General features: G+C 74.0%; 1 protein-coding gene. It reads right to left on the bottom strand.

Translation table 11 applies throughout. From position 1 onward, the window contains the following. Positions 1 to 5: 5 nt before the first annotated feature. Positions 6 to 13,880 (bottom strand): amino acid adenylation domain-containing protein, encoded by a 13,875-nt coding sequence (locus tag DDW44_RS27575; protein ID WP_167455537.1) that lies wholly within the window; start codon positions 13,878 to 13,880, stop codon positions 6 to 8. Positions 13,881 to 13,920: the final 40 nt, after the last annotated feature.

Below are 13,920 nucleotides of genomic sequence, written 5' to 3'. Positions count from 1 at the left end.
GCGGTTCACTCTCCAAGCTTTTCGGACAGTACGGCGGCGATCCGTGCGATGGGCTCCGGCTGCGTCATCGCGCCGTGCGTGCAGGCGATGCGGTGCTCCTCGACGCGGCCGTCGACGTACGGGCTCCAGGCCGCCCCGTAGGGCCAGTCGGCGGGCTTGTCGAGGGTGGCGCCGAAGAAGACGGCGTCGCCCCGGTAGCGGTCCGGTAGGTGTTCGGCCATCAGCTTGCGGTGCAGTTCGAAGACGTCGGGCAGGACGGCTGCGGCCTCCCCGAGAAGTGCGGTGAGGTCGGCCTGGCCGATTCCCGCGGCCGGATCGTGGCCGAGTGACGCGAGCAGTTCGGCCAGGGTGTCCACCGGGTCGTCGACGGACCGGGTGCCGCCGGCGGCGTACCGGGCGGGGTCGGCGGGGAGGCCGTCGAGGAGGGCGAGCAGCGCGACCTCCTGGCCGGCCGCCTGGAGGGCGACGGCCATCGCCTGGGCGACCACTCCGCCGAAGGACCAGCCCAGCAGGTGGTACGGCCCCTCCGGCTGGACGGCGCGGATCTGCCGCACGTAGTCCTCGGCGATCCCGGTGACCGAGGACGGGGCGCCCCCGCGCAGGCCACGCGCCTGGAGCCCGTGGACCGGGCGGTCCGGGTCGAGATGGCGCAGCAGCCCGGAGTACACCCAGCTGACGCCCGCGGCGGGGTGGACGCAGAACAGCGGGGCCTTGGTGCCGCGGGCGCGCAGTGGCAGAAGGACCTCGAGGGAGCCGCGGGCGCCGGGATCGTCCGCTCCGTCCCGATCGAGGTGCCGGGTGAGACGGCCGCCCAGGGCTGCCACGGTGGGGGCCTCGAAGAGCGCCCGTATGCCGAGGTCGGCGCCGAAGACGGCGCGGATCCGGGCGAGCAGCCGCATCGCGAGGAGGGAGTGGCCGCCGAGCTCGAAGAAGCCGTCGTCGATGGAGACCGGGTCCGGGCGGCCGAGGACCTCGGCGAAGAGCCCGCAGAGCAGTTCCTCGTGCGGCGTGCGCGGTCCGCGGCCGGTGGGCCGGGTGAGGAGGTCGGGGGCGGGCAGGGCCCGCCGGTCGACCTTGCCGCCCGCGGTCAGCGGCAGCGCGTCGAGGGTGACGACGGCGGCCGGGAGCATATGGCCGGGCAGCGACTCGGCGGCGAAGGCGTGCAGTTCGGCCAGGTCGAGCGGGCCGGCCGGGACGATGTGGGCGACCAGCCGGGGACCTGCGGGGCCGTCCTCGTAGGCCGTCACGGTGGCGGCGAGGACCCGGGGATGGCGTGTCAGTACGTGCTCGATCTCGCCGGGTTCGATGCGGAAGCCGCGGATCTTGACCTGGTCGTCGGTGCGGCCCAGGTACTCGATCAGGCCGTCTCGGGTGCGCCGGACCAGGTCGCCGGTGCGGTACATCCGGGCGCCCGGCTCGGGCGCGAAGGGGTCCGCGACGAAACGCTCGGCGGTCAGCGCCGAGCGCCCCAGATAGCCGCGGGCCAGGCTGTCCCCCGCCAGGTAGAGCTCGCCGGGGACGCCGGCCGGCACGGGGTTCAGATGCTCGTCCAGCGCATAGGCGCGGGTGCCGGGGACGGCGCGGCCGAGGGCCGGGCGCTCCGAGCCGGAGTAGGGCTGGAGCAGGGTGTCGACGGTGCACTCGGTGGGCCCGTAGAGGTTGTGGCCGGTGGTGGCCGGGGCCTCGCGCAGACGGGTCCACAAGGACTGGCCGACCGCCTCACCGCCGAGCAGCACCACGCCGGGGGTACCCGACGACCCGAGGGCGTCCAGCAGGCCCTCGGCGATGAGCTGTTCGGCGTAGGACGGGGTGACCTCCACGACGTCGATGGACTCGGTACGGATGTGCCGCACCAGCGCGGCGGCGTCACGGCGGACCTCGTCGCCGATCAGGTGCAGCTCATGGCCCGCGATCAGCCAGAGCAGGCCGTCCCAGGAGGCGTCGAAGCAGAGCGAGGCGGTGAGCGCGACCCGGCGGCGGCCGTACCGGCGCTCGGTCGCGCCGATCGGGCCGGTGGCGGAGCGGTGCGAGGCGAGCAGCCCGGCGATCGAACCGTGGCTCACCACTACGCCCTTGGGGCGGCCGGTGGAGCCGGAGGTGTAGATCACATAGGCGGCGTGGGAGGCGGCCGCGCGGGCCGGCGGGTTGCCGCCGCCGAGGTCGCTAGCGGGCGGGTGGGGCCGGTGTGCCTCGCCGGACCGGGCCGGCTCCTCCCGAAGGGCGATCGGGTCCATCCCGACGGGCCGACTCGTCCCGTCCGCCGGGGTCACGGTCAGGACGGGCAGGCCGGTGAGCAGGTCGGGCAGTGGCCAGTGCTCGCCGGTCACCACGAGCGCGGGCGCGGCGTCGTCCAGCATGGCGGCGGTCCGGGCGGCCGGGTACCCGGCGTCCAGCGGAAGCGAGGTGGCGCCGGCCTTCAGTACGGCGAGCAGGGCGATCACGGTCTCCGCGGAGCGCGGCAGCGCCAGGGCGACCACGGTCTCCGGGCCGGCTCCCGCGGCGGCCAGGCGGTGGGCGAGCCGGTTCGCGCGGGCGTTCAGCTCGGCCCAGCTGAGCCGGGTGTCCCCGGCGACCAGGGCGGTCGCGTCCGGGGTGCGGGCCACCTGGGCCTCGAAGGCGGCGGGCAGCAGCGGAACGTCCTCCGGCAACTCGACTCCGCCGGACTGGAGTTCGGCGCGCTCGGCGGAGGAGAGCAGGTCCACCCGGCCGATCCGCCGCTGGGGACGGGCGGCCACCGCCGTCAGCAGGCGGCCGTAGCGGACGGCGATCGACTCGACGGTCTCGCGGTCGAACAGGTCGGTGGCGAAGTCGATCGCGCACTCGAGACCGGCGGGCGCGCCGTCGGCGTCGAAGGACTCGCCCATGGCGATGGAGAGGTCGAACTTGGCGCCGTACCCGCCGACCGGTTCGACGGTGGCCGACAGTCCGGCGCGGTCGAGCGGCGTCTCCCCGGGGGTGCCGGACGTGGCGGCCCGGCCTCCGCCCTGGAGCAGCAGCATGACCTGGAAGAGCGGGTGGCGGGCCGTGGAGCGGACCGGGTTGAGCTCCTCGACCAGCCGTTCGAAGGGAAGGTCCTGGTGGGCGTGGGCGTCGAATTGGGTCTCGCGTACGCGCTCCAGGAGGTCGGCGAAGGTGGGGTGGCCCGAGGTGTCGGTGCGCAGCACCAGGGTGTTGACGAAGAAGCCGACCAGGTCGTCCAGTGCCTCGTCCGAACGGCCGGCGACCACCGAGCCGATGGGCACGTCGGTACCGGCCCCGAGCCGGGTCAGCAGCGCCGCCAACCCGGCCTGCAGCGTCATGAACATCGTCACCCGGTGCTCACGCGACAACTCGGCCAGCGCCCGGTGCAGTTCGGGCCCGAACGGGAGGACGACACGGTCGCCGTGGTGGCCGCTGTCCGCCCGCCGGGGCCGGTCGACGGGGAGCGTCAGCTCTTCGGGCAGACCCGCCAGGGCCTCCCGCCAGTAGGCGAGTTGGCGAGAGGCGAGGCTGTCGGGGTCGTTCTCGTCGCCGAGCAGTTCGCGCTGCCAGAGCGCGTAGTCCGCGTACTGCACCGGCAGCGGCCGCCAGTCGGGCAGCGAACCGTCGCGGCGGGCGGCGTAGGCGGCGGCCAGGTCGCGCAGCAGCGGGTCCATGGACCAGCCGTCGCCCGCGATGTGATGCAGGACGAGGAGGAGCAGGTGCTCGTCGGGGCCGAGTGGGAACAGGTGGGCACGGAACGGGAGGTCCCGGGCGAGGTCGAAGGGGATCGCGGCGCACTCGGTCAGGGCGTCCGCCGGTTCGGCGGGCGGCACGGTGTGCCGGTCGAAGGGGATCCGGACCTCGGCGGGCGGGAGGATCACCTGGTGGGGTTCGCCGTCGTGCTCGGTGATCAGCGTACGCAGGATCTCGTGCCGGGTGGCCAGGTCACCGAGGGCGAGTTCCAGCGCGGCCGGGTCCAGCGGGCCACTCAGCCGCAGCGCCAACGGCATGTTGTAGAGGGCACTGGGACCCTCCATCCGGTCGATCAGCCACAGCCGCCGCTGCGCGAAGGACAGCGGAAGCCGCTCCGGACGCTCCCCCGCCACCGGCGCGGGCCTCGCCCCGCCACCGTCCAGCCGCCGGACCAGCCCGGCCACCGTCGGCGCCTCGAACACATCGCGCACCCCGATCTCCGCCCCGAACACCGAACGCACCCGGCTCACCAGCTTCGTGGCCAGCAACGAATGCCCACCCAGGGCGAAGAAGTCCTCATCGACCGAGACCGGCACACCCCCCACCACCCCCAGAACCTCACCGAACACACCGCAGAGGATCTCCTCACGCGCCGAACGCGCCGCCCGCCCCCCGGCGAACACCCGGAAGTCAGGCTCGGGCAGGGCACGCCGGTCGACCTTGCCGCTGCCGGTCAGCGGCAGCGCGTCGAGGGTGACGACGGCCGACGGGACCATGTGGGAGGGCAGCACCTCCGCAGCGAACCTGCGCAGTTCGACGTCGAGTTCGTGGCCGGGCTCGGTGACCGCGCAGTGGGCGACCAGGCGGCGGTCGCCGTCCGCGCTCTCGTGCGGGGTGACCACTGCCTGGCGGACGGCCGCGTGCCGGGTCAGCACCTGCTCGATCTCGCCGGGTTCGATGCGGAAGCCGCGGATCTTGACCTGGTCGTCGGTGCGGCCCAGGTACTCGATCAGGCCGTCTCGGGTGCGCCGGACCAGGTCGCCGGTGCGGTACATCCGGGCGCCCGGCTCGGGCGCGAAGGGGTCCGCGACGAAACGCTCGGCGGTCAGCGCCGAGCGCCCCAGATAGCCGCGGGCCAGGCTGTCCCCCGCCAGGTAGAGCTCGCCGGGGACGCCGGCCGGCACGGGGTTCAGATGCTCGTCCAGCGCATAGGCGCGGGTGCCGGGGACGGCGCGGCCGAGGGCCGGGCGCTCCGAGCCGGAGTAGGGCTGGAGCAGGGTGTCGACGGTGCACTCGGTGGGCCCGTAGAGGTTGTGGCCGGTAGTGGCCGGGGCCTCGCGCAGACGGGTCCACAGGGACTGGCCGACCGCCTCACCGCCGAGCAGCACCACACGGGGGGCGGGTTCGTCCAGCAGGCCCTCGGCGATGAGCTGTTCGGCGTAGGACGGGGTGAACTGGAGGGCCTCGATCCCGGCCGTGCGGATGTGCCGGACCAGCGCGGCGGGGTCGCGGCGCAGGTCCTCGCCGATCAGGTGTAGCTCATGGCCCGCGACCATCCACAGCAGGCCGTTCCAGGAGGCGTCGAAGCACAGCGAGGCGGTCAGCGCGGCGCGCAGCCGGCCGTACGTCCGCTCGGGCTCGCCGAATGTCTCGCCCCGGTGGACGGCCAGCAGGCCGGCGATCGAACCGTGGCTCACCACGACGCCCTTGGGGCGGCCGGTGGAGCCGGAGGTGTAGATCACATAGGCGGCGCTCGACGGCTCGACCCGGACGGACGGGGCATCGGCGGGCTGCCCGGCCCAGTTGCCCTCGGCGACATCCAGGACCACGGGACCGGTCGATGCCGTGGATCCGCCGCCACCGGCGGATGCGGAGAGACCGGCGGACGCCGTCGACCCGGTGGGTCCCGTCGACGCCGCGGACTCTGATGGCCCGGTGAGGCCGGTGGAATCGGCGGGCCCGGTGGGTCCCGTGAGGTCGTCGATCACCTCCGGCAGCGGCCAGCCGGCACCCGTGAGCACCGCCGCCGGACGCGCATCGGCCAGCATCCGGGCGATCCGCTCCCGGGGATACTCGGCATCCAGCGGCAGAAACGCCGCACCCGCCTTCAGCACCGCGAGCTGACACACCACCGTCTCCACCGAACGCGGCACAGCCAGCGCCACCACATCCTCGGCACCCACACCACAACCCACCAACCCATGCGCCAGACGATTCGCCCGAACCTCCAACTCCGCATAGCTCAACCGGGTCTCCCCGAACACCAGCGCCGTCTCCTCCGGCGTCGCCGCCACCTGCGCCGCGAACGCCACCGGGACGAGCGGCGTTTCGGCGGGCAGCGGCCGGTGGCCGTCGAGGAGTTCGGCGCGCTCGCCCTCGGCCAGCAGGTCGGCGCGGCCGATCCGCTGGTCGGGGCGGGCGGTCACCGCCGTCAGCAGGCGGCCGAAGCGGGCGGCGATCGACTCGACGGTCTCGCGGTCGAACAGGTCGGTGGCGAAGTCGATCGCGCAGTCCATCCCGGCGGGCGATCCGTCCGGGCCGAAGAACTCCTCCAGCGTCACATTGAGGTCGAACTTGGCGACCCCGGTGTCCGCAGGCAGCGCCTCGGCACGCAGCCCGGCCGGCTCGAGCCCGGCCCCGGCGTTGGACTGAAGGACCATCGCCACCTGGAAGAGCGGGTGGCGGGCCGTGGAGCGGACGGGGTTGAGCTCCTCGACCAACCGCTCGAAGGGCAGGTCCTGGTGGGCGTAGGCGCCGAGGCCGGTCTCCCGGACCCGGTCCAGGAGGTCGGCGAAGGTGGGGTCGCCCGAGGTGTCGGTGCGCAGCACCAGGGTGTTGACGAAGAAGCCGACCAGATCGTCCAGTGCCTCGTCCGAACGGCCGGCGACCACCGAGCCGATGGGCACGTCGGTACCGGCCCCGAGCCGGGTCAGCAGCGCCGCCAGCCCGGCCTGCAACGTCATGAACATCGTCACCCGGTGCTCACGCGACAACTCGGCCAGCGCCCGGTGCAGTCCGGCGCCGATCGGCAGGGCGACCCGGTCGCCCCGGTGGTCGGCGCGCGCTCCGCGCGGCCGGTCGACGGGGAGCGTCAGCTCCTCCGGCATGCCGTCCAGAGTGTCGAGCCAGTAGGCGAGCTGGCGGGAGACGAGGCTGTCGGGGTCGTTCTCGTCGCCGAGCAGTTCGCGCTGCCAGAGCGCGTAGTCGGCGTACTGGAGGGGCAGCGCGTCGAAGGCGGGGGCCGAGCCGCCGCGGCGGGCGGTGTAGGCGGCGGTCAGGTCGCGCAGCAGCGGGTCCATGGACCAGCCGTCGCCGACGATGTGGTGCAGCGCGACGACCAGCACGTGCTCTTCGGGGGCGACCCGGAGCAGGGTGACCCGCACGGGCGGTTCGGCGGCCAGGTCGAAGGGGCGCCGGGCGGCCCGTTCGATCTCGGCGTCCACGGACTCCGGCGCGCATGCGAGCAGTTCGACCGGCATGGTGTCCGCGGGCGCGAGGATCACCTGGTGGGGTTCGCCGTCGTGCTCGGTGATCAGCGTACGCAGGATCTCGTGCCGGGTGGCCAGGTCACCGAGGGCGAGTTCCAGCGCGGCCGGGTCCAGCGGGCCACTCAGCCGCAGCGCCAACGGCATGTTGTAGAGGGCACTGGGACCCTCCATCCGGTCGATCAGCCACAGCCGCCGCTGCGCGAAGGACAGCGGAAGCCGCTCCGGACGCTCCCCCGCCACCGGCGCGGGCCTCGCCCCGCCACCGTCCAGCCGCCGGACCAGCCCGGCCACCGTCGGCGCCTCGAACACATCGCGCACCCCGATCTCCGCCCCGAACACCGAACGCACCCGGCTCACCAGCTTCGTGGCCAGCAACGAATGCCCACCCAGGGCGAAGAAGTCGTCATCGACCGAGACCGGCACACCCCCCACCACCCCCAGAACCTCACCGAACACACCGCAGAGGATCTCCTCACGCGCCGAACGCGCCGCCCGCCCCCCGGCGAACACCCGGAAGTCAGGCTCGGGCAGTGCGGACTTGTCGAGCTTCCCGTTGACGTTGAGCGGCAGCGCGTCGAGCGTCACCACGGCCGACGGGACCATGTGGTCCGGCAGGACGGTGGCCGCGTGGGCACGCAGCGCGGCCGGGTCGAGGGCGGTGCGCGTCACGACGTAGGCGGCCAGCCGGGTGGCGGCCGCGCCGTCGGTGCCGTGCCGGAACGGCAGCACGGCGGCCTGGAGCACCTCGGGGTGGGCGGTCAGGGCGGCCTCGATCTCGCCGGGTTCGATCCGGAAGCCGCGGATCTTGACCTGGTCGTCGGTGCGGCCCAGGTACTCGATTCTCCCGTCCGGGCGGCGCCGGACCAGGTCGCCTGTGCGGTACATCCGCCCTCCCGGCCCGCCACCGGGCAGCGGGGACCCGGCCGCCGCGAACGGGTCGGCGACGAAGCGCTCGGCGGTCAGCGCCGAGCGGCCCAGATAGCCGCGGGCCAGTCCGGCGCCGGCCAGGTAGAGCTCGCCGGGGACGCCGGGCGGGACGGGCCGGAGTCCGGCGTCCAGGACGTGCGCGCGGAGGTTGTGCAGCGGACGGCCGACGAGCGGGCGCGGATCGCCGGAGAGCGGCTGGTACAACGCGTCGACGGTGCACTCGGTGGGGCCGTAGATGTTGAACGCGGCGGTGTCGGGGGCGGCGGTGAGGGTGGCCCAGAGACTCTGGCCGACGGCCTCGCCGCCGAGCATCAGCAGGAGGGGCGGACAGCGATCGAGCAGTCCCTCCTCGACCAGCCGCTCGGTCTGGCCGGGTGTGACGTCGAAGACGTCGGTGCCGGTGCGCTCGGCGTAGCGGACGATGGCGGCGGCGTCGCGGCGCAGGTCGTCGTCGAGCAGGTGCAGTTCATGGCCGGTGACCAGCCAGAGCAGCCCCTCGAGGGCGGTGTCGAAGGAGAACGAGGCGGTCTGGGCGAAGGTGAACCTGCGCCCCGGGTGGGCCTGTTGTGTGGAGCCGATCACTTCGGCACGGTGGAAGGCGAGCAGGTTGGCGAAGCCGCCGTGGTTCACCACGACGCCCTTGGGGCGGCCGGTGGAGCCGGAGGTGTAGATCACATAGGCGGCGCTCGACGGCTCGACCCGGACGGACGGGGCATCGGCGGGCTGCCCGGCCCAGTTGCCCTCGGCGACATCCAGGACCACGGGACCGGTCGATGCCGTGGATCCGCCGCCACCGGCGGATGCGGAGAGACCGGCGGACGCCGTCGACCCGGTGGGTCCCGTCGACGCCGCGGACTCTGATGGCCCGGTGAGGCCGGTGGAATCGGCGGGCCCGGTGGGTCCCGTGAGGTCGTCGATCACCTCCGGCAGCGGCCAGCCGGCACCCGTGAGCACCGCCGCCGGACGCGCATCGGCCAGCATCCGGGCGATCCGCTCCCGGGGATACTCGGCATCCAGCGGCAGAAACGCCGCACCCGCCTTCAGCACCGCGAGCTGACACACCACCGTCTCCACCGAACGCGGCACAGCCAGCGCCACCACATCCTCGGCACCCACACCACAACCCACCAACCCATGCGCCAGACGATTCGCCCGAACCTCCAACTCCGCATAGCTCAACCGGGTCTCCCCGAACACCAGCGCCGTCTCCTCCGGCGTCGCCGCCACCTGCGCCGCGAACGCCACCGGGACGAGCGGCGTTTCGGCGCCGGGCATGGCGGTGTCGTGCCACTCGGCGAGCGCGGCCCGGCCGGCCTCGCCCAGTACGTCCAGTTCGGCGACCGGGCGGTGCGGGTCGTCGGCGGCCTGGGCGAGCAGACGGAGCAGGGCCCCGGCGAGCCGTTCGGCGGTGCTGCGCTCGAACAGGTCGGTGGCGAACTCCAGACCGCCTTCGAGTCCGGCCGGGGTGCCGTCCGGGTGGTGGCGTTCGGCGAGGTTGAGGGTGAGGTCGAACGCGGTGGCGGGCAGGCCGAGCGGCTCGTATGCGGTACGGGTGCCGGGGAACTCGGGTGCGCCGCCCGCGGTGTTGTCGAAGGCGATCATCACCTGGAAGAGCGGGTGCCTGGACAGCGAGCGGGCCGGGTTGAGCTCCTCGACCAGCCGCTCGAACGGCACGTCCTGGTGGGCGTAGGCGGCGAGGCCGGTCTCCCGGACCCGGGCCAGCAGCTCGGCGAAGGTGGGGCGGCCGCCCAGGTCGGTGCGCAGCACCAGGGTGTTGGCGAAGAAGCCGACCAGGTCGTCGAGGGCCGGGTCGAGGCGGCCGGCCAGCGGAGTGCCGATCGGCAGGTCGTCGCCTGCGCCGAAGCGGTGCAGCAGGGTGGCGTAGGCGGCCTGGAGCACCATGAAGAGGGTGGCGCCGTGCGCGGTGGCCAGTTCGGCGAGGCGTGCGTGCAGGTCCGCGTCCAGCTCCAGCGGGACGACGTCGCCCCGGTGCCCGGCGGCCGCCGGACGGGGGCGGTCCAGCGGGAGCGGCAGCTCGTCCGGCAGTCCGGCCAACGCCTCTTTCCAGTAGTCCAGTTGGTGGGACAGCTGGGACTGCGGGTCGGTGTCCGCGCCGAGCAGCCGGTGCTGCCAGACGGTGTAGTCGGCGTACTGGACCGGCAGCGGCTCCCACGCGGGCGTCTCGCCGCCGAGCCGGGCGGTGTAGGCGTCGGCGAGGTCGCGGAAGAGGGGCCGCAGGGACCAGCCGTCGCTGGCGATGTGGTGCATCACCAGCAGCAGTACGTGCTCGTGGGGCGACTCGGGGCGCAGATAGGCGTGCAGCGGGATGTCGCGGGCCAGGTCGAAGGTGTGGCCGACGAGTTCCTGTGCCGGGCGGTCGGTGACGGTGAGCAGCGCGGCGGGGGGAGCGGGGAGCACTCGCTGGTACGGGACGCCGTCCTGCTCGCCGAAGACGGTACGGAGCGTCTCGTGGCGGGCGACGACGTCGCCGAGCGCGCGTTCCAGGGCGTCCGCGTCCAGCGGGCCGGTCAGCCGAAGGGCGAGGGTGACGTTGTAGGTGGCGGTGGGTCCTTCGGCCTGGCCGAGGAACCACAGCCGGCGCTGGGCGAAGGAGAGCGGCAGGCGCTCGGGCCGGGGTCCGGGGCGGAGCACGGGGCGGTCCGGGCCGGTGGCGAGCCGGGCGGCGAGAGCGGCGACGGTCGGGGCCTGGAAGAGGTCTCCGATGGCCAGTTCGGCGCCGAGTTCGGTGCGCGCCCGGCCGACCAGGCGGGTGGCCAGCAGCGAGTGGCCGCCGAGCTCGAAGAAGTCGTCGTCGACGGTGATGTCGTCGATGCCGAGGATCTCGCCGAAGAGAGTGCACAGGGCGCGCTCCCGCTCGTCGCGCGGGGCGCGGCCGGCGGGCCCGGAACCGGTCTCGGGGGCGGGCAGCGCCTGCCGGTCGACCTTGCCGTTGGCGTTGAGGGGCAGGGCGGGCAGGACGACGACGGCCGAGGGGACCATGTAGCCGGGAAGGTTCTCCGCGGCGAACTGCTTGATGGCGGTGCCGAGTTCGTGATGCGCGTCGGGAGTGGGGCTGTCGTGCACCGCGCAGTAGCCGACCAGCCGGGTGTCGCCGGGGCGGTCCTCGCGGGGGACCACGATGACCTGGCGGACGGCGGGGTGGCGGGAGAGCACGGCCTCGATCTCGCCCGGCTCGATCCGGAAGCCGCGCAGCTTGACCTGGCCGTCGACCCGGCCGAGGAACTCGATCGCGCCGTCGGTCCGCCGGCGGACCAGGTCGCCGGTGCGGTACATCCTCTCGCCGGGAGTGAAGGGATCGGCGACGAACCGCTCGGCGGTCAGCGCGGACCGGCGCCAGTAGCCGCGGGCCAGGCCGGCCCCGGCCACGTACAGCTCGCCGGGCACGCCGGGCGGGACGGGTTGCAGGCGGGCGTCCAGGACGTGGGCGCGCATGTTGTCGAGCGGGGCGCCGATCGGGGGCCGGGGCCCGGCCAGGTCGGCGGGGGCGAGGTGGTGGTGGGTGGCGAAGGTGGTGGCCTCGGTCGGCCCGTAGACATGGGCGAGCAGCAGGTCGGGGCAGTGGTCGAGGACGCGTCGCATCAGGGTGCCGGAGGCGGCCTCGCCTCCGGTGCATACGGTCCGCAGGGCGCGGAAGGTCTCCGGGGCCTGCTCGGCGACCAGGTCGAAGAGCGCCTTGGTGAGGAACACCGCGGTGACCCGGTGCCGGGTGGCGACGGCGTGCAGGGCGGCGGCGTCCAGGCCGCCGGGCGGGGCGACGACCACCGTGCCGCCGGACAGCAGCGGTGTCCACAGCTCGTAGGTGGCGGCGTCGAAGGCGTGCGGGGAGTGCAGCAGGACCCGCCGGTGCCGGCCGTCCTGCCAGCGGCGGTCGGCGGCGAGGCCGACCACGTCGCGGTGCCGGACCGCGACGCCCTTGGGGGTCCCGGTGGATCCGGAGGTGAACATCACATAGGCGAGCCGGTCGGGATGGACGGGCAGGCCGGGGTCGTGCGCCGGGGCGGCCGTCTCGTCGCCGGGGCGGACCACGGCGGCGTCGTGCGGGAAGCCCGGGTCGGCGCGGTCGGTGATCAGGACGGGAGCGGCGGTGTCGGCGAGCAGCGCGGCCATCCGCTCCGGGGGCAGGCTCGGGTGCATCGGGACGTAGACGCCGCCGGCCTTGATCACGGCCAGGGTGGCGACGACGAGGTCGACCGAGCGTTCCATCAGCAGGGCGACCGGGGACTCCGGGCCGACACCGGAGGCGATCAGATGGTGCGCCAGCCGGTTGGCGCGGGTGTTGAGCTCGGCGTAGCCGACGGTGCCGCCGTCGTGGGCGAGTGCGACCGCGTCCGGGGTGCGGGCGGCCTGGGCCTCGAACAGCTCCGGCAGCGAGCCGGTCGGAACGGGCGCGGCGGTGGCGTTCCACGCGTCGTGCAGGCGGCCGCGCTCCTCGGGGGTGAGGATGTCGAGGGTGCCGATCGGCGCCCCGGGGTCGGCGGCCGCGGCGGCGAGCAGCCTGCCCAGGCGCTCGAACAGGGTGGTGACGGTGGCGCGGTCGTAGAGGTCGGCCGCGTACTCGACCGAGCCGCTGAGGCCGTCGGGGGCGCCGTCGGGGGTGCGCCGTTCGGTGATGCCGATGTTGAGGTCGAACTTGGCGACCCGCAGGCCGAGCGGTTCGGGGGCCGACTCCGTGCCGGGCAGCCCGAGTTCGCCCTCCTCGTGGTTCTGCAGGACGAGCAGTGTCTGGAACAGCGGGTGGCGGCCGATCGCCCGGACCGGGTTGACCTCCTCGACCAGCCGCTCGAACGGCACGTCCTGGTGGGCGAATGCGTCGAGCTGGGACTCCCTGACCCGGTCGACGAGGTCGGCGAAGGTGGGGTCGCCCGAGGTGTCGGTGCGCAGCACCAGGGTGTTGACGAAGAAGCCGACCAGGTCGTTCAGTGCCTCGTCGGAGCGGCCGGCCACGCCGGTGCCGATCGGGATGTCGGTGCCGGCGCCGAGCCGGGTGAACAGCGCGGCGAGGCCGGCCTGGAGGACGGAGAACAGGGTGGCGCGGTGGCGGCGGGCCAGCTCGGCCAGCGCGGTGTGCAGTTCGGGGCCGTAGCCGAATGCCACGGCGTCGGCGGTTCCGGTCGGGACGGGTGGCCGGGGGCGGTCCACCGGCAGCTCCAGCTCCTCGGGCAGCCCGGACAGAGCTTCCCTCCAGTAGTGGAGTTGACGGCTCATCAGGCTGTCCGGGTCGGTTTCGTCACCGAGCAGTTCGCGCTGCCACAGCGCGTAGTCGGCGTACTGGACCGGCAGGGGCTCCCAGTCGGGGGCGCGGCCGTCGAGGCGGGCGGCGTACGCGGTGGCGAGGTCGCGCAGCAGCGGGCCGAGTGACCAGCCGTCGCCCGCGATGTGGTGGAGGACGATCAGCAGCACGTGCTCGGTGGACGAGCCGTCGCGGCACTGGTCGGGGGTGAGTGAGAAGACCGTGACCCGGATGGGCGGTTCGGCACTGAGGTCGAAGGTGCGGGCGGCGGCCCGGTCCCGCAGGGCGGGGTAGTCGCCCGGTGCGCACTCCACCGTCTCGAAGGCGATCTCCACCTCCGCGACCGGCAGGATCCGCTGCACCGGGACTCCCCCGGCCACCGGGAACACCGTGCGCAGGGCCTCGTGCCGGGCGACCACGTCCGCCGTCGCGGCACGCAGTGCGCCGGTGTCGAGCGTGCCGCGCAGCCGGAGGGCGAACGGCAGGTTGTAGAGCGCGGTGGGCCCTTCGATCTGGTCGATCAGCCAGAGGCGCTGTTGTGCGTACGAAACCGGGATCACGGTGCTTCCTCTGCTCACGTCACGGCGCGGATGGGGTTCG

The organism is Streptomyces tirandamycinicus (assembly GCF_003097515.1).
In the GTDB taxonomy this organism is placed as follows: Bacteria; Actinomycetota; Actinomycetes; order Streptomycetales; family Streptomycetaceae; genus Streptomyces; species Streptomyces tirandamycinicus.
The sequence above is the reverse complement of the archived record's forward strand: the minus strand, read 5'-3'. Positions and strand labels throughout refer to the sequence as shown.